Here is a 22,306-nt window from a genome sequence, read left to right as displayed (position 1 = left end):
GCCATATACTTGTCCAGTCAAAACAATATAAAACTTTTCAGTTTTCAGTAAGTCCCATGCTTCATCTAAAGATTCTGCGTAGACTTTGTTTTGTGAGTCTTGTGGACGAGTACCAGCAGCTCTTCCATGTTTACGTGCCAATTCGAACAATCCATTTCGATTAGGTTTGCACGTAAACAGAGTCTCATTGCCATAAATGACACCCTTGCCAGATATGCTCTTAACCATTTTGTTTCTCCAGATAATAATCCACTCGTAACGCTTGAGTGGCATACCACATGTCGAACAGTGGATGCTTAAGCTGCGCAAAGAAGAGAATATGGTGCAAAGACCGGGCAGTAATTACACCATGACGTTCAGTCTCAATATTCGAGTTTTAAAGTCTTAGGCTCTCAAGCGCGCCTAAGCCTCGACACTACTCTTAGAAGTAGTAGTAAGCAGCTGCGAATACGTGTGTTTCTTCGTCGTATTGCGTGTTACCAATTGAGCGTGCACCTTCGATATCTTGTTTAATATCAATACCCATGTCTGCGTTATCAGCAATACGGTACATAGCTGCAACGTTGATGTACGAAGAATCTACATCTGATAGGTTATCTTCTTCGTTGGTATTGAAAGCGTAACCGGCTGCAATCGTTAGGTCATCAGACAATGTGTAACCGCCAGAGAAGTAGAAACCTGTATTCTTCATCTCATCGTTTTGATCGATCCAAGAGTTAAGACCTAGCTTCATTGAACCTAACTTCATGCTGCCAGTTACTGTGTATACTTCGTAATCTTTCTCATCGTCACGAGCTTCGTAACCCGCGTATACGCTAAATACTTCTTGCTCGATACCGATGTAACCGTTAACGCCTTTATCTGCGTCGTTATGGTCATCACCAGTCTCAAAGTAAGAGATTGCGTAAGCAATACCGTTAGTTGCGCCTTGGAACTTAACGACGTTGAATGCATCAGAAGCGTCGCCAGCAGAAGCACCAAACTCGTAAGTGTTATCACCAGCTCCGTCAACTTTATCTAGTGCCGTATCGTTTTCCCAACCGAATGAAGCGATACCGTAACCAGTGTCGAAACCTAACCACGCTTTATCAACGTCTGTCGCTGGGCCTGTATCAATGCCATTCACCCAACCAGATGTTGCTGCGTCGTTCGCTGCAACGTTATTGTCAGTTGTGTAGTTCAGCATCATGTCAGTTTCGAAGTAACCAACAAAACGGTTGTTACGGTAGCTTACCGCCAGTGTTAGACCAGTCGCCCAGTCATCGTAAAATGCTTTTGAACCTGTGTCGTAGTAACCACCAACACCGAAAGAACCTGCTACTGAGAATTGATCTTTGTGCATAGAATCAAAAGCAAACATCTCTTCATTCTGGCTATTTTGGCTGCTTGTGTTTACAGCGAATGCTGAAGTTGAAATGCTTGCAATCGCAAGTGCTACTAATGTTTTTTTCATGATTACCACTACCTATATATTGATTCGGCCTTGTTAGTCCGGCCTTTTGGAGTGGCGCTATTGTTCAAAAATTACAGTTATTGATATACCGTAAAATTACTGAAATTTTATAGCCAAGATGAATTTAATTAAATAATGATATGTTGAGATCGCTTTTATATTGAGAAACGTAAGCCGAGCGTGAAACCGATATCAGTACTGTTATCCATATTACGAATGTTCTCAATCATCAAGGCTTCTAAAGCAAGGCGGTACAAACGATAGCGATACCCCACAACCACCTCATTCGATGGCTCCGAGAAATCTGGATCATTGGTCGCCCAACCTTGATAGTTAAGCGATTCAAGGACAAAGCTATGGCGCTGATTCCATCGATATTCATACCCAACAGCCCAGCTAGCACTCGCGTTTTCAAGTGCTAGGTGCTAGCCTCTCATCACTAACTAAGTGACCATCGCTGTTTCGATGCACAAGGCCAATGGTAGAAAAGAAACTGTGCCTTGGAGTGATATAGCTGTAGTTGAGTTGGACACCCTGCTCGAAACTGGTTCTCGCAAACTGCCCGCTTCTTACATTGTTGTAAAACAGTGAACCACCAGCCGACAGTGACATCGGTCCTCGAGAATACAGTAACAACTTATTATAGAAGGTAAGCGCATTGGTTAGGTCATCACCTTCGAAATCTGACACATGAATACCGGCATTATGAAAATCGATAGTGAACTGGTCTTCTGTAACCTCATCACGGCCATTCTGTCCAACACCAAACAGATCATGAAATCCCATAACAAAACTATCTAAACCGTTATCTTTTGCTGTGACAACACGATAATCGAGTTCAGTTTTCCAAATCGGAGACGCTTGCCATTGAACAGCAATATTCGACTGATTTTGATAATAATCTAAGGAATAAGCTTGTGTATGTGCCCATATACTGGCCTGCGTGTAAGAGGACTTAAACTCAATCGTACCAGTCCTATTTGGTTCAGCAGAACGAAGCTGTGTAGAGAGCACATTCGAATGAATGGGAGATTGTGCATAGACGAACATTGGAGATGCTACAGCACTGTGAAAAGGCAATATTGATAGGGATACAGTCAGAAATGTTCTTAACTCTGTCACAACTTTCTCAATGGTTTAAAACGTCCGATTCTCTTAAAAACAGCCTTCAATTAATGCAGCAAATTTACTGCTTTTCGCTAAAATACATAGAATAATGTGTTCTAAAAAAATCGAGCTAAGAACACCTTAACGATCTTTTAATGTTCACTTGCTCTCGAGCGTTTTAACGAATATCTTCACCGCGTGAATGAATAACCTAACTTTTGATAAGGACAAAATGTGAACGTCTCTAGCCAGAGCTTTGAGCAATTGTTGATGAATCAGTCTGAAACTTTGATCAATAGTGATCCAAAGGATTTTACTGCAACTTGGTCCACGGCAAGCTTTGACGTTCTAGACTGGTTTGATATTGACAGATTAACCCTGTACCCAAACTCTATGGTACTGCTTGAAGACGGGAAAACAATCTCGGTATCTAAGTCACATATTCCACCTATCGATAAACAAGACTTTTTAGGCTGTAACCATCTCGAGTATTTAAAGCTACTCAAAACCCAAGAGACCTACTTAGAGTTCTCAGAAGATCAGCTCGCTAAAATTCAAAACGATATCTTGAGTCGACTTTATCAACAAGGCGGCAAGTGGCACTGTATTATCCCTTTGCAGCTGTTTAATCAACGTTGGGGCGCACTCTCTTTCACTAACTTCCACGACAATAAAACCAAATTGGGTTTAGAAGACATTAAGCGTCTGAAGCTTGTGTGTGAGATGTGGCTTTGTTATTGGCAGCATTCAACATTAGCGCGAACGTTGAATCAAAGTGAGAACTTGTGGGAAGACGATAGTGATAAGCTGTTGTTGTTATCGAAAAAGCAAACCAAAGTGCTATCACTTATCGCTCAAGGGTACACTGCCAAGGAGTGTGCAGATAAATTGCACCTCAGCCCGCGTACCATCGAATCACATAAGTACCGAATACTTGGGTTAATGAACCTGAATAATCACAATGAATTAGTTCAATTTGCTTTGCGTAACGGCTTAGGGATTACTGAAAATAGAGATGCGACTCGATAGGCTTGTTTATCCTGGTTCCGCTACTCATCAGTTACTCGTTGCCTTCACTTAACGCAAACTTTATCTCATCCGATGAAAAACCTTTACGGCTGAGCATCGCATAAGCCTTAGAGCGCTCTTTATGGTCATTAAGATCGTAAGACTTTTTCTGTAGTTGTTCTAAACAAGACGAGTAGAAGTCCAGTTGCTCTTCGTTGATTAATCGATCGATTAACGCTGATAGCTCGCTGGTGTCGATTTGTCGTTGTTTCAGCTCTTGCTGAATGGCAGTCAACCCCTTCCCTTTTCGCGCGTATTTCAACACTTCTTTCTCTAAATCAGCTTTCTCGGCTTTGATCTGAATATTAGTCTTGAGCTCATGAGCTTGCGGATGCTGATCGATAGCAACCTTGACTTGTTGATAGCTGAAGCCACGTTTTTGCAGTGTCGCTACAAGCTTTTCACGGCTCATGGTAAAACCCGAATAGTAATGATTGATTCGATCGATCAAGATCATTTGTTCATCGATGTTTTTATCAGCAGATACCTTATGAATCGCATCCGAAATAACCAAATCTGTTAGCCCTTTCTTCTTCAACTTCTCAATGATGTATCGCGAACCAAATTCGCCAAAAAAAGCTTGCTCGACAAATTGCTCTGCAAAATCCTGATCAGACTTTAGATAGCCGTAACCTTTCAAGTTCCTCAAGGCTTCGTCAATCCAATCTTGATTGTCCGTTTTCACTTTCAGTTTCGCAGTCAACTCGCTTTCAGTCATATCCCTCTGAGTTAAATGCCACATAGCAGAGTTCATAACACTTTCGATTCGTCGCGCTTTTCTTACCGTTGCTTTTTTCATATCCGGGTTTTGCTGTGAATCATCCATTCAATTTCAACTATCAAGATTAAGCCTGCCCCATGATAACGTAATTCTGAGTTGCGTGAAGTGTGGCAGCGGAATGAAGTTTAAGATAAAACGACAACAAAAAATGGACGCCGAAACAGCGTCCATTTAATTATCACGTTAATCAATGAGTGATTAGCTCTCTTCGTGGTTGTATACATGCACATCACGTTGAGGGAACGGAATAGTGATGCCTTCTTCGTCGAAGCGTTTCTTCACAGTTTCCGTCACATCCCAATACACATCCCAATAATCGTCGGTCTTAACCCACGGCCTTACCACGAAATCTACAGAAGATGTGTTCAAGGTATGAAGCTTGATCATATGCTCTGGTTTTTTCAGTACTTTAGGGTGCGCAATAATGATGTCGTTTAAGACGGCTTTCGCCTTATCAATATCATCAGAGTAGCCAATGCCAAACACCATATCGACACGTCGAACACGTTCTGCAGTAATGTTGTTGATAACATCACCCCAAATTTTATTATTTGGAATCACCAAACGCTGGTTATCGATAGTCTGTACTGTGGTTGATACAAGGCTCATGTCTTTTACCGTGCCTTGAACACCCGCCACTTTCACCATGTCACCCACATCGTACGGGCGGTAGATCAAGATCATCAAACCAGAAGCAAAGTTAGATAGCGTATCTTGCAATGCGAAACCAATGATCACACCAGCAACACCGAAACCGGTTAGCAGTGGTGCTAGCTCTATCCCGATTTGTGACAGCGCGATAAGCAAACCGATAAACACGACGGCTTTCGATGCAATTGACACAAAGAAGTCCTGCATCAATACACTGAAGTCCATTTTAGAATGCGACACACTCTTACGAACGGTTTTGCGCGCAACGTTCGACAGTAGACGTGTTACATACAAAATACCTAAGAACAGAGCCAGTTTAACAACGAATGATGGCGTGTTCTCGAATGCCCACGCACTAAATGAACGAAGCCAGCCATCTAAAAGCTCCAATGCAACATCAACGTCTAACACATCAGCGTTAATGTCTCCCGTTGTCGCCAACAACACTCGCTTGTATGAGGTTACGTCGACGCCAAACGGTTCCATCAGAGATATTGTCTCTTCTAAGCTCGCAACCATTACGCTCGTGCGCTCACTGAAGCGCTCAAGCTCCTTCTTGATAGTCGCTTTCTCTTCTTCATTAACAAACGACAAGCGTGCTTCTAAATCTTGTCGCTGCGTATCTGTGTAGAGAATCGCATTCGTTAGGTATTTAGAACGAGACACTAACGCCTTTTTCAGCGTATCTTCCGATGCAGTAACATCGACACCACGCTCTTTTGACCATGCTAATGTTTTCGCAAGCTGCTGGTAGTAGGTGTCCATCATCCCGATTCGTTTCTGAATACGTAATTCAAGACGCTTCTTAACATCGCCTTCAGCCGAACGATTTTCTTTACTCATTGAAACGATTTTATCTTCGTTCAATGTCAGTAATTTCTGTAAAAGTTCTACCTGCTGAGCCAGAACGGCATCTAGCCCTTCTTTCTTGTCTGAAGAGAGTTGTGTAAATATCTCCTCACGTAGCCCTTGGTTCTTGCGTCTCAAAATATCTTCAAGAAAGGGTTTCTCAGCATCATGCGCCGTTTCTAATGTTGCCAGATCGAGCATAAGCTGATCTTGTACTTGTGCTATCTTATCGACACTTTGCGCGAAACTTCCGAATGCGACAAACGTCAACATTAACAATAGACAACGCCAAACCTTCATCATATTAATTCCTATTACTGTCTAAATTGACCCTATAAATAGTAGTAAAAAGAAGATGGATAACAAGCATTTAAACGTATGTTGTGTTAAAACTTCGCAAAATATCAGCCCGTATCTAATATTTGAGAGTTCCAATCGCTCTCCATGATCTGTAGAGTACGCATCCAACAAAGAATAACGACTGAGATCGGCTTTAGGCGCATGCTTTAACACGCCTTATTACCCGGTATTGGTTACAGCAAGAGAATGAAAAAATGAACAACGAACTTGATGTAATTAAAACGCTTGAAGAACTAGAACAATTCCTAATTTCAGTAGAATCTGGCGGTTTAGGCCTAGAAGGTGTTGAAGGCGTTGGTATGGCGACCAATAACTCTGACGGTCGTCACTTTGTTGCTGTATTCAATAGCAGCCACCAGGTTCTACTTGCTCGTTGGATTACTGACGAAGTATTTGAAAACGGCAAAGACCTAGTGCGTAACGGCCCACGCCGCAGTCACTAAAACGGCTAAGCAGGAAGTTAGAATACTAAGCTTCTGCAGCCACAGATAAGAATTGAACAAGCCCAATCAGATTCCAGGTGAATGATTGGGCTTTTTTGTACCCGAAATCATCGCAAACGTTTATTAGCGGCACCGTAAAAAGAAATATTAAAAAGATCAGATTCTTATGAACTTAACTCAAATCGCGGTGCCTTAACGTCTAGGTTTGGTGATGATACACCTTTGGGCTTTGACAGTTTTATGACTTGTAGCACAAAGCAAAGTTATCTAAGCTAGCCGCCGTGAAATGAGCTGTTTGATAACTCTGTGATTAAAAATAGTTCGTCAATTTAAAGACCAAGATCCAATACTAACTGACTCTATTACTGATTGATTTGCTAAGCACACCTAGATTCTTTTTATCTCACCAAAACCGCCAACAAAAGCAATCGCTTTGGGCGCTTTTCCTTACCGGACTGGTTATCATAACTTGTCTGGCGAGTACGCTGTCTGCAAATAAAGTTACGTTTTCCAACTATTCTATTAGTCAATCAACGCGTCTTGGTACTGAAAGCAGTGATCCGCAAGCCTCTATGGCTTCGTCTGAAAAAATGTCTGAGCTTTATTCCAGCGTATTCGGTCCTCAAGCATCTAAATCACTGTCTGCGCCAACTTCGAGTGCCTGTGACCTGAGCTCTAAAATGCTCACCTTCGCAACACCTAAAACTGGCTGGCTGATCCCTTTTATTCTTCTGATCGCTGTAGCATTCAGCCTTCCACCTCACATATCGAGATTATCCAGAGAAAATCATCGCTCTGCTCGACCAACAAAGCACCGCTTACACTTAAAGCACTGTATATTTAGAGAATAAATAACCGGGCCATTACACCCTTTTATTTATTTTTTGGAGATACATTTGTGTACAACACACTTCTAACTAAGTTTGCCGATTGTTTGGCATTCTGCATGCGTACATGCGCGAAAACTATAGTCACTGCCCTACTGGTAATGACGTCATTCACAGCTCTGGCACAAACGACCGGCTGGCTGAGTGTGCCTGAGCACCCGCCTGTAAAGATGCGAATGATGTCGACAGGAGAACAATCCGATGACGGTTCTCAAATTCAGACCGTACTCGATGTCGTGCTCGATGGAGACTGGAAAACCTATTGGCGTAGCCCTGGTGAAGGAGGCATCCCGCCAAGCTGGGACTGGTCTGGCTCCACCAACATCGAATCAGTTGAGTGGCATTGGCCTATCCCTAAATATTACGAGCAGCTAGATGTAATGACATTGGGCTATAAAAAGCATGTCAGTTTCCCAGTTACGCTCACATTGAAAGACAACACCAAGCCTGCAATATTCAAGGCGTCTTTCACCTTTCCGTCATGTACCAATATCTGTGTTTTAACCGATTACGACATTGAATTGCCGATTGACCCACAAACATTGGAGCTCGATGAAGAAGCCATGTTTTTGTTCAATCAGGGCATGAGTCAGTCTCCACGCGAAGCTAATCGAGCTTCTGTGAATGGCCTGTACTGGGACAAAAGCAAACAACAATTGGTAACTCAGCTGACGAGTAAAGATGGCTGGGATAAACCTATGGTACTGATTGACGGCGAAGAGGTAATCGATGACTTCTTCTCTCAGCCTACCGTTCATATTACCGACAATACAATGACTGCGGTATTTGACGTGAGTAACTGGATTGGCGAAGTCGATCTAACCGATCGCACGGTAAGTGTTACAGTCTCAGATACCAACTTTGCTGAAGAGATGACAGCTAAAGTAGGCTCAGAGCCAATCGCTTATCAAGAGAGCAACAACGGCTTTATTGCGATGATCGGTTTCGCCTTAATTGGTGGTTTGATCCTCAACATCATGCCATGTGTGTTACCCGTTTTAGGAATGAAGCTAAACAGCATCATTCAAAATCAAGGTGCCTCTCATCGTCATATTCGCCTTTCGTTCTTGGCTTCTGCTGCAGGTGTGATTACTTCATTCGCACTGCTAGCGCTTGGCATGACACTCCTAAAAGTAGGTGGTAATGCGATTGGGTGGGGAATCCAATTCCAAAATGTTTGGTTTATCGGATTCATGCTCATCATCACCTTACTGTTTTCAATCAACCTACTTGGTTTATTCGAATTCAGACTGCCTTCAGGTTTGAACACTTGGATGGCAACCAAAGGGGACGATTCACATTCGGGTCACTTCGTTCAAGGCATGTTTGCCACACTCTTAGCAACACCGTGTAGCGCGCCATTCCTGGGTACCGCCGTAGCTTATGCACTTGGGGCAAGCTACCAAGAACTATGGGCTATCTTCATTGCACTTGGCATTGGTATGAGTGCACCTTGGCTAATCTTCGCTCTGTTTCCAAGGCTAACCAAATTGCTGCCGAAACCGGGCGCGTGGATGTTCAAAGTTAAGTTGGTATTTGGCTTAATGATGTTCATCACCAGCTTGTGGTTAACAAGCTTACTGACCCCATTCATCGGTAAGTTCCCGACCATCCTGCTGTCTCTGTTTATTGTTGTTTCAGTATTGATTTGGATTGGCATGAAACTAGGTCGTAAAGTGCTGGTGCCAATCATGGCAACCACTACTCTAACGTTTGGTGCTGCGCTCATCATTGGTAGCGTGACAGCTGATAACTGGGCGACCCCGATTGTCGATGACCTACCTTGGCAGAAGTTAGATGCTAAACAAATTCCTCAGTTAGTTGAGGAAGGTAAAACGGTCTTTGTCGATGTGACGGCTGAGTGGTGTATCACCTGTAAAGCAAACAAGATCGGTGTGATTCTCCAAGATCCGGTGTACAGCCACCTACAGCAAGAAGACATTGTTTTAATGAAAGGCGATTGGACAACACCGAGTGAAAGCGTCACCCAATACCTGCAAAGCAATGGGCGATTCGGTGTTCCATTTAACATCGTTTACGGTCCAAGCTACAAAAAAGGCATCCCTCTCCCCGTGATTCTCGACAGTGACACGGTTGTTCAAGCTATCGATGCAGTGAGGTAATCAATGAAGACTCCCAACGCTAAAGATACAACTGGCACAACGGAAAGTGGCAATGCAAAGCACGAAGTGAAAAAGCAGAGCCGTCTTAAGAAGTGGGGAAAAGAGCTCATCTCAATGATCTTGATCGTAGGCGTTGTCTCTTTTGCCATGGATTTTTATCACAGTAGAAACATGCCTCAAGGAGATGCCATTCCAATCGTGGGTCAATCGATCCAAGGTGAGGATATTGACGTCATTGAGCTCAGTAAAAATGGCAAACCAGTGATTGTCTACTTTTGGGCTACCTGGTGCGGTGCTTGCAAACTGGTGAGCCCTACCGTGAGTCGCTTCAGCGATTCACATCAAGTCGTCTCTGTTGCTTTGTCCTCCGGGCCAGATGAACGAGTACAACGTTTCATGAATGCCAAAGAGTATGATTTCCCTGTGATTAATGATCTTTCTGGTTCGATCAGCAGAAGTTGGGGCATCAATGTCACACCAAGTATTGTCATCATCAAAGATGGAAAGATAAGCAGTATCGCCACGGGCGTTACTTCTCCAATCGGACTTTGGCTAAGAACTTACTTTGCATAACTTATCTGCAACACAGGCCATTAGGTCAATTTAAACCAACTAAAGAACACTAGCGCGAGCGCAACTCAATTGGCGCTCGCCATTAAAAGAATTTGAGATTAATAACATGAAAAAACTTCTGATTAGCACACTGATTTTAGGCTCAATGATGAGCGCAAGCGCTTTCGCAGAACTAAACAAAGAGCAAGTACAGCAGCTTGAGGAGATCAACCAATTCCTCAAAGAGAACCCTTCTACAATTTCGGGGCTACACACCAGCTTAGAGCAGTATGTTGCAGGGCAAGCGCAAGCAAAGAAAGCTCAAGCAGAGAGCCATGATTGGCTGTACAACAACGATGCTCATCCAATTACCGGAAACCCTGATGGTAAGTCGGTGATCATTAACTTCACCGACTACAACTGCCCATTCTGTAAGCGCTTAGAAAAAGGCTTGGTTCAACTAGCCTCAGAAGACAGTGATATTAAGATCATCAATGTTTACCTGTCGTTCAAACAGCAACAAGTAAGCGGCCTTGATACCAATGCAGCGTTATATGCGATGAAAGTTTGGAAGGATAAGCCAGAAGCATTCCCAGAAGTCGACAGATTACTGATGGCGAAAAGTGGCATTCACACCAAATCATCACTGCAAGCAGTCGCGAAGAAAACAGGAACAGAAGCACAATTAGAAACGACACCGGACCAAAGCCAAACACTGCTAACCAACCACCAAACGTTTAGTGCACTCGGTTTAACAGGCACACCAACATTGATGATGAATGGGCAAATCTTACCAGGGTATGTTCCTTACGATCGCTTAAAAGAAATTGTGGATGAGGCTTTTTTATCACGCTAATAAGTAAAGATAAAGCCACCCATTAAAAGCCCCAAAAGCCTACTTGTTTAACTCACAGTAGGCTTTTTTGTTTATCAGTATTTGATCGCAGCGGTTAGAGGTCATGACTGTAAGGTCATCATTTTGAAATAGAAAAACACTCTAAGTGTCACCGTCTCGCAATGGATTCTTAATCTATTCTCGTTAGCCTAAAAGCAGTTCTGTCGAAGAGTGCGAAGACGTGTTAACTCGCGACAACTGTCCTTTGACCGAGCTTGGCTCGGTCTTTTTTTAGGTGTTTCAAAGGTGATAGAGCAAGTGCCTAAAGGTGAAAGTCGATAGGAGCTAACTCAATAAACGACAGACAAGCGCGCCAGGTTCTCTCAACGCATCCACGTTATAGCTAAGGACACGTCCAGCAGACGGCGCGTGATAACGACGGCACTCATTACCAAACGCATCATATTGAACAGCCAACAAGTCATCCTTATCTACACTTTGTAGAAGTTCAACTTGAGGCAGCACAAATCCACCAATATCAGCACGAATCGACACCACGTTGTTGCCTTCAACCCAATCCATGCCAGGTAACTGCTTGTTTATCTGGTCACAGGCTTGATCAGATTCAAACATGTCATAGTAAGAGAGCATATTAAATACGCCGTCAACCGCTCTTTGAATCATATCGGGCTGAGTAAACTTACCCATCCCTACTTCAACCGTAATACTTGGAATTCCACTTCGATTCCAAACCGTTTCAAGAATGCCGGGATCGCCGGGATCATTGAGCACGCAGTCTGGCTGCATCAGTCTCGCCATCTCTAAACATTGGTCAATTCTGTAATCCGCAAATACATATAGCGGGTATACCGCACCACGAGTCTGGGTATGCAAGTCGACAGCAAAAGTAGCATTATGCTTGAGTAAGCGTTCCCATAAAGAAGCAACAAAGCGCTCGGCTGCTAAGCCATGTGGGTCTCCGGGGAAAAGTCGATTGAGGTTCGCAGGGCAAGAACCCGGGTCGGAAGAGATAAAGTCTCGACTATGGTTTAGTAAACCTGACAAATTCACCGTTGGTACAACAGTCACAGTTCCTTTTAGCTCTTTACCCACTAAATCTCGAATAATTTGCTGTGCAGCTAACACGCCATTGAGCTCGTCGCCGTGGATACCAGCGGTGATCATCAATTTAGGTCCATCTTGGCTACCTTTAAAAACAGAGACAGGCATATTTTTTGGTTGTCCTAACCCATCACTGGTGACTTGAAACCAAAACTGATGCTCTCCAATCGGCAAGTCTTCAACATTCAAAGAGCCAATAACCTGCCTGCCTTGTAAAACATCCCCTAAGTACTCTGTTCTCATCCAACTTCTCCATGCTTTTGAACAAAATCTATTCTGTTGCCAGTTTTTGCATCATAGAGGATATCGTAACCAGTACAAGCAGTTAATCAGCCAAAGAGACGCTACTCGTTTGCTCTCCCTCCCACTTCCTCAATTTATCTTTCAGATTGAGACCGCCCCGGTTACCACTCTCCAATTACTCTATTTGGATAACTATTCACTAATCACTCAACCATTTGAAACAAAAGTGCAATAAAATCAACACTTAAAAAAGTTCCCTATTCACTGAAATGTAATTTTATAGAAATGAAAGCTTAATTTAGCTGCTCTAAATTAGCTTCATATCGAAACGGAGAGCACTTCGCTCACGGATTTTAAAATACAAGGTAAGTGATTATGAAAAAGGCAGTTCTAGCTTCTGCAGTAGTAGCAGCACTAGTTTCAGGTTCATCTCTAGCAGCTACCGTTTACAGCTCTGACGGTACTGAGCTTAAGATTGGTGGTCGTGCGGAGGCTCGTTTCAATGTCTCTGATAACAACGAAAGTGCATCTGACAGCTCTTTTAAAGACAAGTCACGTGCTCGCGTAAACATTTCAGGCAAAACTCAAGTTTCTGATGGATTATACGGCTTTGGCAAATATGAAGCTGAGTTTACAGGGGATACGTCTGTTGGTGTTAACGGAGAAAAAACTGACTCACTTACTAACCGTTACTTCTTTGCTGGTCTTGGTACTAACTTCGGCGAGTTTTCTTACGGTAAGCAAGACTCAGCTCAAGTAATGTTGACAGATATTACGGATACGATGGCTACATTTGGTGCAGATGCCGCTGATGCTGTTGCTGGTAACAAAGACAAACGTGAAAACAACTTCCTTTACTCTGGCGAGTTTGATGCACTGACAGTTCAAGCAAACTACATAGCTGCGGATGAAAAAGATGCGGACAGCTTTGGTCTTGCGGCTATGTACAACTTAGGAGCTTTTGACCTTGGTGCTGGTTACGTTGCTCAAAAGAATGGCAACTTCGATGATGACCAAATTAACCTTGTAGCTCAATTCTCAATGGATGCATTTACTGTTGGTGGTCTATACACAATGGCTTCAGTAGCAGATGAAGATTACACTGGCTACGAGCTATCAGCTATTTTCAAAGCAACTAAACAACTATCGTTGATTGGCGTATATAACTACGGTGAGTTCGATAAAGCGGCTGACGAAGAGGCAAACAACATTGCTATTGAAGCAGTATATAAGTTTAACAGCCACATCCGTACCTATGCTGGTTACAAATTTGAACAGCTGGACAATAAAGACGATCAACTGCAAGCTGGCATTCGCTACGACTTCTAATCTCAATTTACTTTAGGTAGACACTAAAAAGGTTGGGCAATTGCTCAATCTTTTTTCATATTCGAATATTCTGACCAACTTCATCGATGCTTTTTCTGGTTAAGTGGTGCTAAATCCGTATCATAGGCAAACCACATCAAATAATTAGAAACATCATGTCACAACACCATCCGATCCAAGGCGCTAGCTGGATGCTTACCGCAGGCTTAGCCTTTGCCGTAATTAACAGCCTGACTCAAATTGCTAGCATTCATTTCGGACTGACTTCTACTACCGTTGCCGTCATTCAATACGCCATCGCTTTATTAGCCATTCTTCCTTACTTGAAAACACTAGGTATTCGCCGCGCACTCCAGACCGACAACCTCAAACTGCACGTATTCCGTGTCTTTTTGTCGGTCATTGGTATCCAGCTTTGGATATGGGCGCTCGCTTACCCTGTGCCGATCTGGCAAGGTATCGCACTGCTGATGACCTCTCCGTTGTTTGCGACGATAGGCTCAGGACTGTTCTTAAAAGAAAAAGTTGGTGCTGCACGCTGGGGAGCAACATTAGCGGGCTTCATTGGTGCAATGATCATTCTAGAGCCATGGGCCGAAGACTTTAGTTGGGCAACCTTATTACCTGTTGGCGCTGCATTCTTTTGGGCGTGCTACTCGCTGATGGTGAAGAAGCTGTCATCACAAGATAGCCCATCAACCATGGTGGTTTATCTCCTGCTATTGATTACACCGTTCAACATCATGTTAGCCGTGCCTGACTGGCAAACACCAAGTGGCACTACCATTTGGGGTATTCTAGCTGTAATTGGCGTGTTAACCGCCCTCGCACAATGGGCCATTGTAAAAGCCTACTCAGTGGCTGATGCATCCTTTGTCCAACCCTTTGATCATGCAAAATTACCTCTAAATGTACTGGCTGGATGGCTGGTATTCAGTTGGGTGCCGCCTGGTCGTCTATGGTTAGGTGCGGCAATCATTATTGCCTCTGTCGCCTTCATCACTCACTGGGAAACAAAAAAACCAGCTAAAGAGAAGAAAATTTAGAAGGTTTGAAATAAATAGTTCTGCTGTCCGTTCTATATTGATAAGAGAATTTGAAGCGAGGTCGTAACCATGAAGAAACCAATCAAGATTACACTGTACCGTTGGGCAGGCAGCTGGGGTCCATTTAAAGTAAACATCCCATGTGGAGAATGTACCCTTACCAAAGACATTCTGAAGGACACCTTTGAGAATGAACTGGCAGATGTCGATGTCGAACTAGAAGTGAAAGATTGGTTGTCTCACTGGTGGGAGCCTCTAAAGCTTGGGGCTTGGCACGCTCCTATCTTAGTTGTGGAAGGTAAGGTAGTCAGCCAAGGTGAAGCGCTTAACCGTGGCGTACTCGTACAATCGGTAATCCAAGAGTGGACGAAACGAGACAGCCTAAAAGGCAACATTGTTTACGGCAAAGCGACCTGCCCTTACTGCGTAAAAGCTAAAAAGATGCTAGATGAAGCAGGTGTCGAGTATACCTACCATGATGTGGTTAAAGACAGTGCAGCTCTGTATCGAATGATTCCAGAGGTAAAGGCACATATTGGTGAAAAAACGCCAGTGACCGTGCCTCAGATCTGGCTTAATGGTAAGTACATCGGCGGGGCTGATAACTTGGAAGCATGGATGAAAGAAAATGGTCTAGATTCCATTCCAAACAATGTGGTCGACTTATCCAATCAATCAGCAGGCTGATCTTTCTTAGAAAATTTCAGTCGCCCATTAATATTTTTTGTGTCCATCCACAATAGATCAAAGCGATAACATCACCTATCGCGCATACGAAAAAGGCCTTAAATTTCAATGAGTTTAAGGCCTTTTAAAATTCCGTTTTGAAAAATGCTTACTTAGCCATTTTCTTCATCATTCGCTTGATGAATGATGCTTTTTTCGGCTTTGACTTGCCGTACATTGCTTCGTGCATCATGTTTTTTGCTGCCATTTGACCAAGGTATGCGTTGCCTAGTTCGTAGTTCATGCTTATCTCCGCACATAATCAACTTTCTTGTGCGCGGATTTTACACTTAACACTCACAAAAAAAAGATCCAAATCACACTTTATTGCAAGTTGATAACTTTATTTCAGAACGCCTTTTTTGGTTCAAGAGGTGGCTTGGAACATTCACAAAAAAGCAGCCACTTGGGCTGCTTTTTAACATGTTTCGCTTAATAGCATCGGCTTTTCAAGCTACAACCATTACTTACACTTGTTAGCTACGCTTTGGCTGTCGGTAAGTTTTACCAGCAATTTGATAAGTCTCTTTTTGCTTTAGTTCGAACATTGTTTCAAAGAACCAAGCGGCAAATTTGATCAAGTCATCACCTTCGTTCATCACATGCTCGATGTACTCTTGCTCTTCGCCTTGTTCATTTTCTTGAAGCGTCACGTGGTAAATGCGCTTTTCGCCTTCCACTTCAGCTAGCGCAAATTGACCAGTCAGTGATGCGGCAGCCTCAGCGACTTCAGTATCCTCATTGGATTTCAATAGCTCAAGTGCCTGTGGCAGGCCATCTAGTGCGCAGATAGCTTTTACCAGTACTTCAAATTCATTTTGCTGCATTTTTTATTACCTATTAAATGGACGCCGGTATTGTAGAAAACCATCTATCCAAATACAACGTCTTAAACGTCGTATACACAAACATCAACACAGGAAACTAACTGTATTCGACTTCGGTATCGCTAAGCTTCTTTTTCATTCGTATTGAAGACCATAACACCGAGCCCATACCCGCGCCGATCAACAGGTAAAACACACCAAGTTGTAAATGAGTCGTTACCCAACTCTCAACCAAGTACCCACCTAACAAACCCGCTAAGCACATTTGAATCGAGCCAGATAATGCAGAGACAGCACCCGCTTGTTTCTTATGTGGTTCCAACAACATGCTAATAGAGAGAGGGAATGAGATACCCTGGGCAATGGTCAGCCAAGTAAACGCCCATACCAAGTTAAAGATGGTTAATTCATGTGTCAGCAACCAAACTCCAGACGCTAAAATGATCAAGATTGCAAAGCTCATTAATTGAGGCGTACTAAAACGACGATTCAAAACATTCAATGTCACACTGCCAATCATCAACCCCGCCGAAGGAACAATCATCAATGAGCCGTATTCCGCAGCTGTCAATCCTAATTGCTCCTGCATTAAGAATGGGAACAAGGATAACGATACCAAACTCGCCATGTAACTCATCCAGTTGTAACTAGCGCTACTTAACACTTGTCGATTGGTTATCAAACTTCCGTAGTTCTTAACGACTTGGCTCACTTGGAAACTACTCTTACCGTAGGGCAGCGTCTCGTGAAGAACAAAGTAACCCAAAGTGAATATCGCGAGTAGATAGAGTAAAACAAACAAGAACACCGCTTCCCAGCCAAGGTGGAATGATATCCAGCCACCGAACACTGGCGCTATGATCGGCATGATTGAAGCGGTAATCGAAATATAAGACAACGCTTTAGTAAGCTGAGCGCCATCATAACTATCGCGGAGGACGCTACGCCCGAGCACTGAGGCACTACCTGCCCCTAAGCCTTGTAACAAACGGCCTACTTCTAGTGCTGTCATGTTGTCAGAAAAGACCACACAAACAACAGTACCAATCAAATAAACACCCTGACCTAACAAGAAGATAGGTCTTCGTCCAACTGCATCAGACATCGGTCCGTAAAATAGTTGAGATAAACCAAAGCCCACTAAAAATAGTGTGACGAGCAGCTGTACATCAACCTGAGTGACACTTAAGTCAGCAGCAATCAGCGGCAGTGATGGCAGGTAAATACTGACACCCACTTGCCCAGTAGCAATGATCATCATTGCCAACAGTAATGGTGTTTTTTTAAAGATCGATTGGCTCAAAAAATTTCCTTTTCGTTTGTTATTTGTTCATAGATGAGTTTACATTCAGAGCCAGCAATTGATAATGAACCAAATTGGAATTTGATTAAGTCCCAACAGGAAATAATATGGATTGGATACTTAACGTAAAAAGTTATGTGAAAGTGGTGGAAGAAGGCAGTTTTAACGGTGCAGCCCGCAAGCTCAATACCACCAGCTCAGCAATCAGTAAAAGAGTAAACTGGCTTGAAGAGCGTATCGGGACTCAGCTGCTAAAACGGACGACTCGCTCGATTAGCCAAACCGAAGCAGGCGCACTCTTTTACCAACGAGCCAAAGATCAGCTCGATAACTGGCAGTCGATCATTGATGAGACTCGCTCGGTTAACCAAACCCCTGCTGGCCTATTAAAAATTGGGGCGACTATCGCAGTTGGCTCTAAATTTTTGGTCCAGCATATGGACGACTTCCTAGAAAAGTACCCGGATATTAAAGTGCAGCTCATCACCACAACCTCGGGACAATTGCCTGAACTTGGCTTAGATCTGGTGATAAGTCGCGAACTTGAACAACTCAACTCGTTAAGCTTTAAAAAGACACCTTTGTTCGAGCACAAAGCCGGTTTCTATGCCGCTCCGAGTTACTTGGCGAAACACGGCTACCCAAGCTGTGAACAAGATTTGGAACAACACAATTCGCTAATTTGGGGGGAGCGTCCTACTCGTGAGGTTACGCTAACGAAAGGACAACGAATCACATTGAATGGAAACTTTGCGACAACCAACCCTGAAGCTCTATTCCATGCAGCAAAGAGGGGCATGGGCGTGTTGTTGACCATCAAAGCGATGATTAAAGAAGATCTGAAACAAGGGACATTAGTTCCAGTATTGCCAAATATCACAGCAGATGAGGTGATGGTTTACGCTTACTACCCTAAGCTTGATTACTCGCATACGCGAACCAAACTGTTTTTAGACCACCTCAAAGATAGGCTCGATAAGGAGCGTAGCACTCAGATTTTGTGAAATTAGTCACAAATAAATTTGAAAAAATATGCAGCGAGGTCAATAATAAACAAGACGCATATCACAATTGTACGCGGTGATTCTGGTTAACTATGGATGGTGACTATGACTCAACATACACAGAACGGCATAATAAACACAGAGCGCATAGGTCGCTTATTGAAGTTGGAAGGTGTCGACCTTCTTGAGTCTGCTGTGCTCACCTTACATCAAACCTTTGATACGCAGTACACCAGCATCATTGAGAAGAAGTACTTTCCAGACCAAATTGTTCCTCTCGTTATCGCGCACTCTGATCATGTTTTACACGATAAGATAAATGCACGTCACGGGCATATCTACCAGCAGGCCGTTAATCAAAAACACCCGGACTGCTCGTTTGCTCAATATGTCGTTCAATCTCTACCGACATCCGCCTTTCGACAGGAGATAACTTCACAGAACTCTATCGCGATCCCAACTCGCACTCAGAGTGGTGAAGTGATGGGCGTACTGTTTTCAACTTTCACGTCACCGCTTAGCCCAACTCAGCAACAAGAGGTAATCAAACATCATCAGCTATTCGCCGACATCATTATCCATACACTAAGGGAGATGTGGTTCAACGACCGTTCTGAGCAACTGGTGAATCAACTTAGCTATGAAGTCTCGCACGACAGCTTAACAGGCTTACTCAACCGTAGCTGCTTGTCAGATACCCTAGAGTCAATCACTCAGCAAAGCGTAACTCCCTTCTCCGTTGCCTTACTCGATATCAATAGCTTTAAAGCGATCAACGACCAGCACGGTAACTATATTGGTGACAAAGTGCTGCAGTTCGTTGCTGAAACGTTACGCCGCACCTTACCCGAAAACAACCTGACATTCCGTACCGCAGGCAACGAGTTTGCTTTCATCACCTACCACTCCGACCCAATCGCCATTTGTGAGCAAATACTAGCGAAGATCAAACAAGGCTACTCAAGCGTCGACATCAAGATCGATTTTGAGGTCAGTATTGGTATTGCTCGCTCAGAAGGAGACAACAAGGATGTCGAGCAGATCATCTTCAACACCAGCTTGGCATTAAAAGAGTGTAAACAAAGCCCCGATACCCACATTCAATGTTATGACACCCATCTAAGATTTCGCTACCAAAGAAAGGCGGAGCTCATTGCCGCACTGCGAAGTGAACTTGAAAACCCTATTTCCAATAACCTAACGCCAGATGGCAATGGCATGTACGTGGTTGCCCAACCTATCGTTGGCCGAGGGGAAAAACGTTGGGAATACTTTGAGGTGCTGACACGCTGGAAAACCGCTCAACATGGCGATATCTCTCCAGTGGAGTTTATTCAAGTAGCAGAAGAGTCTGGATTGATTGTTGAACTGGGTGAACGCATCATCGAGTTAGTCTGCCGTGCAAAGAAAACGTTGGAGCAAGGGCTAGGTTATAAAATCAAGCTCGGGATAAACTGCTCTGCCCACGAGCTTACCGACTCTAAACGTTATATCTCTTACCTTACTAGGACCATTGAGCAACATCACTTTACAGCAAACGAGTTTGTTATCGAGCTAACCGAAACCGTGCTGCTGTCGCACACTCAAGAGACTAAAGCTGCCCTCAACTATCTTAGAGAGCAAGGTTTCACTATTGCATTAGACGATTTCGGTACTGGCTATTCCAGTCTGAATTACATACACAGCTACCCTATCGATTGCATTAAAATTGATGCGACCTTCATTCGAAACTTACTCACAAATTCGACTTCAGAGAGCGTCGTTTGGTTGATAATCCAATTAGCCCAACGGCTTGATGTATCGTTGGTAGCTGAAGGAGTAGAGAAACATGAGCAGTTAGAAAAGCTGCACGCAATGGGGTGCGACAAAATTCAAGGGTATTTCTATTCGCCACCAATGAGACCGGAAGCGATTGTTAGTTACGTGACCCACTCCGAAACCCTCGCTTAAAGGTGTTCCACCTCCAGAGAAGGGCCAACTCTTGAGCGCAAAAAAGCCGCGATATTGAACTCAATAATTAAATATTGAGCTCAGCATCGCGGCTGCTTCAATAACTTGTTCTTCAAAGCTTATTGATAACGACTAAACGTCATTCATTAGCTCTTGCTTGATTGCGCTTCTAACGCTTTTTGTAACAAGGCATCCGCTTCATCACGAGCAGCGACAAACGTTGATTTTTCCTTTTTAGGCACAGAATCTGCCATTGGAATATTGGCTTTCATCGCATCGACAGGACGACCACGTTCAATCAATTCGTAATGAAGGTGTGCCCCAGTAACTCGACCCGTTTTCCCTGATAATCCAATACGTTGGCCACGAGAAACCGTTTGTCCTTTACGAACCAAAATCTTGCTTAAGTGGAGGTAACGCGTTTTATACGTACTACCGTGTTGAATCACTACGTAGTTACCTGCATAAGGGTGTTTACGCGTCATGATCACTTTGCCGTCACCGGTTGCCTGAACTGGCGTACCAATCGGCGTTGCGAAGTCAGTACCGTTGTGCGGTGAAACTCGACCTGTCACTGGGTGCAAACGCTTAGGGTTGAATTGAGAGCTTTGACGCCAGCCGCTGCTTACCGGATAACGTTGGAAAGCACGTTGCAAGCTATCACCGTTCGCATCGTAGTACTGCCCATCAGTATGTAAGTACGCAGAAACAATGCGGTTCTTGTTGATGATCTTAATCGCTTCAATCTCGCGCTTGCCAGTAGCAACACCATCGACAAACTGTACTTTCTGCAGCACTTCAAACTTATCGCCAGCACGTAGGTCGCGACTAAAGTTCAACTTGTCTTTTAATAAGGTAACAACGTGGTCAATCTCAAGGCCATTTAGACCCAGTTTATTTGCTGATACAGAGAAACTGCCTTGAATGTCACCCACTAAAGGTTTTTGTTTCCACTCACCAGGAATCGAGATGTCTTCAAATTCATAAGAGCCACCTTCAAGCAGACGATAAACCACCTTGTCGGCAACGCTGAATTGAAGTTCCATTTTGGAAAGATCGCCAGTCGCTTCATCACGCCAAAAACGTAACGTATTACCAGGGCGAAGCGTGTCGAGAGCAAGGAAGTTTAAGTCGGTTTCCATCACACTCATCATCGATTTGTAAGAGAAACCAAGTTGAGTGAAGATGCTACTTAGGTTGTCACCCGATTGAATTTTATACTCAAACGTTGGCGGTTCAATAACCACGACAGGAGAAGGTGACAAAATAGACTCAATCACGGTTGAATCAGGTAAGTTCAAATCGATCGTTTTCGTCAGATTCGATTGAGACGATTGCAGAGCAACGCCGATTGCGGCAACAAGTGGCAGTCCTAAAATCGCTACTTTTTTTACAGGTGAAAGCTCAGCAAACGGAGAGGAAAATATTTTTGAATACACGGTAAACAGGTCTTTCTACGACATAAAGGTATAGGATATGCTTTTCAAACGCATAAATCATCAACGCATTGTCATAATATGACACGAATCTTACTGGGTATCGCTAAGTCATTGAGTTGCCGAGGCTGAAACAAGGCACTCCATCGAATAAAATTAACCGCTAAATTTGAAAATAAAAAAGCAGAAACGGCTAGTCTCTGCTTTATAT

General features: G+C 43.6%; 19 protein-coding genes and 2 pseudogenes. 10 read left to right on the top strand and 11 right to left on the bottom strand.

Going from position 1 to position 22,306, the window contains the following annotated elements:
• The 4 genes and pseudogenes from BCT81_RS26565 to BCT81_RS26550 form a co-directional block, all read right to left on the bottom strand.
• A pseudogene (locus BCT81_RS26565) lies at positions 1-228 on the bottom strand (hypothetical protein); the annotation flags it as partial.
• 193 nt (positions 229-421) lie between these two features.
• Complete coding sequence (locus BCT81_RS26560; protein WP_102426404.1) at positions 422-1,453, bottom strand: porin; 1,032 nt, start codon at positions 1,451-1,453, stop codon at positions 422-424.
• 155 nt (positions 1,454-1,608) lie between these two features.
• Positions 1,609-1,812 (bottom strand): annotated as a pseudogene (locus tag BCT81_RS30015) (DUF3187 family protein); the annotation flags it as partial.
• Positions 1,813-1,864: 52 nt separating this feature from the next.
• A complete protein-coding gene (locus tag BCT81_RS26550) occupies positions 1,865-2,536 on the bottom strand; it encodes a DUF3187 family protein (RefSeq protein WP_347232128.1) in 672 nt (223 codons plus the stop codon).
• A gap of 258 nt (positions 2,537-2,794) precedes the next feature.
• Between BCT81_RS26550 and BCT81_RS26545 the strand changes: the two genes are divergently transcribed.
• On the top strand, positions 2,795-3,589 hold the full coding sequence (locus BCT81_RS26545; protein WP_102426401.1) for a LuxR C-terminal-related transcriptional regulator: 795 nt from the start codon (positions 2,795-2,797) through the stop codon (positions 3,587-3,589).
• A 31-nt stretch (positions 3,590-3,620) separates the two neighbouring features.
• Here the strand turns inward: BCT81_RS26545 and BCT81_RS26540 are convergent, their stop codons facing one another.
• On the bottom strand, positions 3,621-4,454 hold the full coding sequence (locus BCT81_RS26540; protein WP_102426400.1) for a RecX family transcriptional regulator: 834 nt from the start codon (positions 4,452-4,454) through the stop codon (positions 3,621-3,623).
• 153 nt (positions 4,455-4,607) lie between these two features.
• Entirely contained in the window at positions 4,608-6,212 is a 1,605-nt protein-coding gene (locus BCT81_RS26535; protein WP_102426399.1) for a mechanosensitive ion channel family protein, read from the bottom strand.
• A 251-nt stretch (positions 6,213-6,463) separates the two neighbouring features.
• On the opposite strand from BCT81_RS26535, the gene BCT81_RS26530 reads away from it, so the two are divergent.
• The 4 genes from BCT81_RS26530 (at position 6,464) to BCT81_RS26515 (ending at position 11,130) form a co-directional block, all read left to right on the top strand.
• Entirely contained in the window at positions 6,464-6,712 is a 249-nt protein-coding gene (locus tag BCT81_RS26530) for a hypothetical protein (protein WP_102426398.1), read from the top strand.
• A 946-nt stretch (positions 6,713-7,658) separates the two neighbouring features.
• Positions 7,659-9,722: a protein-disulfide reductase DsbD domain-containing protein gene (locus BCT81_RS26525; protein ID WP_102426397.1), complete on the top strand. Its 2,064-nt coding sequence runs from the start codon at positions 7,659-7,661 to the stop codon at positions 9,720-9,722.
• 3 nt (positions 9,723-9,725) lie between these two features.
• On the top strand, positions 9,726-10,295 hold the full coding sequence (locus tag BCT81_RS26520) for a protein disulfide oxidoreductase (protein WP_102426396.1): 570 nt from the start codon (positions 9,726-9,728) through the stop codon (positions 10,293-10,295).
• A gap of 106 nt (positions 10,296-10,401) precedes the next feature.
• Positions 10,402-11,130, top strand: a complete 729-nt coding sequence (locus tag BCT81_RS26515; protein ID WP_102426395.1) for a DsbA family protein — start codon at positions 10,402-10,404, stop codon at positions 11,128-11,130.
• 324 nt (positions 11,131-11,454) lie between these two features.
• On the opposite strand, the gene BCT81_RS26510 is transcribed toward BCT81_RS26515, so the two are convergent.
• Complete coding sequence (locus BCT81_RS26510; protein ID WP_102426394.1) at positions 11,455-12,474, bottom strand: succinylglutamate desuccinylase/aspartoacylase family protein; 1,020 nt, start codon at positions 12,472-12,474, stop codon at positions 11,455-11,457.
• Positions 12,475-12,849: 375 nt separating this feature from the next.
• Between BCT81_RS26510 and BCT81_RS26505 the strand changes: the two genes are divergently transcribed.
• From BCT81_RS26505 to BCT81_RS26495, 3 genes are all read left to right on the top strand, one after another.
• Positions 12,850-13,803, top strand: a complete 954-nt coding sequence (locus BCT81_RS26505; protein WP_102426393.1) for a porin — start codon at positions 12,850-12,852, stop codon at positions 13,801-13,803.
• A 155-nt stretch (positions 13,804-13,958) separates the two neighbouring features.
• Positions 13,959-14,849 carry a DMT family transporter gene (locus BCT81_RS26500; protein ID WP_102426392.1) on the top strand — a complete coding sequence of 297 codons (891 nt, stop codon included), beginning with the start codon at positions 13,959-13,961 and terminating at the stop codon, positions 14,847-14,849.
• Between the two features lie 69 nt (positions 14,850-14,918).
• A complete protein-coding gene (locus tag BCT81_RS26495; RefSeq protein WP_102426391.1) occupies positions 14,919-15,536 on the top strand; it encodes a glutaredoxin in 618 nt (205 codons plus the stop codon).
• 148 nt (positions 15,537-15,684) lie between these two features.
• Here BCT81_RS26495 and BCT81_RS29960 read toward each other — a convergent pair whose 3' ends face one another.
• The 3 genes from BCT81_RS29960 to BCT81_RS26485 all read right to left on the bottom strand — a co-directional run bounded on the left by BCT81_RS29960 (position 15,685) and on the right by BCT81_RS26485 (position 17,705).
• Positions 15,685-15,819 (bottom strand): hypothetical protein, encoded by a 135-nt coding sequence (locus BCT81_RS29960; RefSeq protein WP_277869848.1) that lies wholly within the window; start codon positions 15,817-15,819, stop codon positions 15,685-15,687.
• 232 nt (positions 15,820-16,051) lie between these two features.
• Positions 16,052-16,402, bottom strand: a complete 351-nt coding sequence (locus tag BCT81_RS26490) for a hypothetical protein (RefSeq protein WP_004737776.1) — start codon at positions 16,400-16,402, stop codon at positions 16,052-16,054.
• Between the two features lie 97 nt (positions 16,403-16,499).
• On the bottom strand, positions 16,500-17,705 hold the full coding sequence (locus BCT81_RS26485; RefSeq protein WP_102426390.1) for a multidrug effflux MFS transporter: 1,206 nt from the start codon (positions 17,703-17,705) through the stop codon (positions 16,500-16,502).
• Positions 17,706-17,812: 107 nt separating this feature from the next.
• On the opposite strand from BCT81_RS26485, the gene BCT81_RS26480 reads away from it, so the two are divergent.
• Entirely contained in the window at positions 17,813-18,709 is an 897-nt protein-coding gene (locus tag BCT81_RS26480; protein WP_004737774.1) for a LysR family transcriptional regulator, read from the top strand.
• Between the two features lie 105 nt (positions 18,710-18,814).
• Positions 18,815-20,659, top strand: coding sequence for a bifunctional diguanylate cyclase/phosphodiesterase (locus BCT81_RS26475; protein WP_102426389.1), 1,845 nt, complete (start codon positions 18,815-18,817; stop codon positions 20,657-20,659).
• A 146-nt stretch (positions 20,660-20,805) separates the two neighbouring features.
• Here BCT81_RS26475 and BCT81_RS26470 read toward each other — a convergent pair whose 3' ends face one another.
• On the bottom strand, positions 20,806-22,098 hold the full coding sequence (locus BCT81_RS26470) for a peptidoglycan DD-metalloendopeptidase family protein (protein WP_102426388.1): 1,293 nt from the start codon (positions 22,096-22,098) through the stop codon (positions 20,806-20,808).
• Between the last annotated feature and the right edge of the window lie 208 nt (positions 22,099-22,306).

The sequence above is a fragment of the Vibrio sp. 10N.261.52.A1 genome, assembly GCF_002876325.1.
GTDB lineage: Bacteria > Pseudomonadota > Gammaproteobacteria > Enterobacterales > Vibrionaceae > Vibrio > Vibrio chagasii.
The sequence above is the reverse complement of the archived record's forward strand: the minus strand, read 5'-3'. Positions and strand labels throughout refer to the sequence as shown.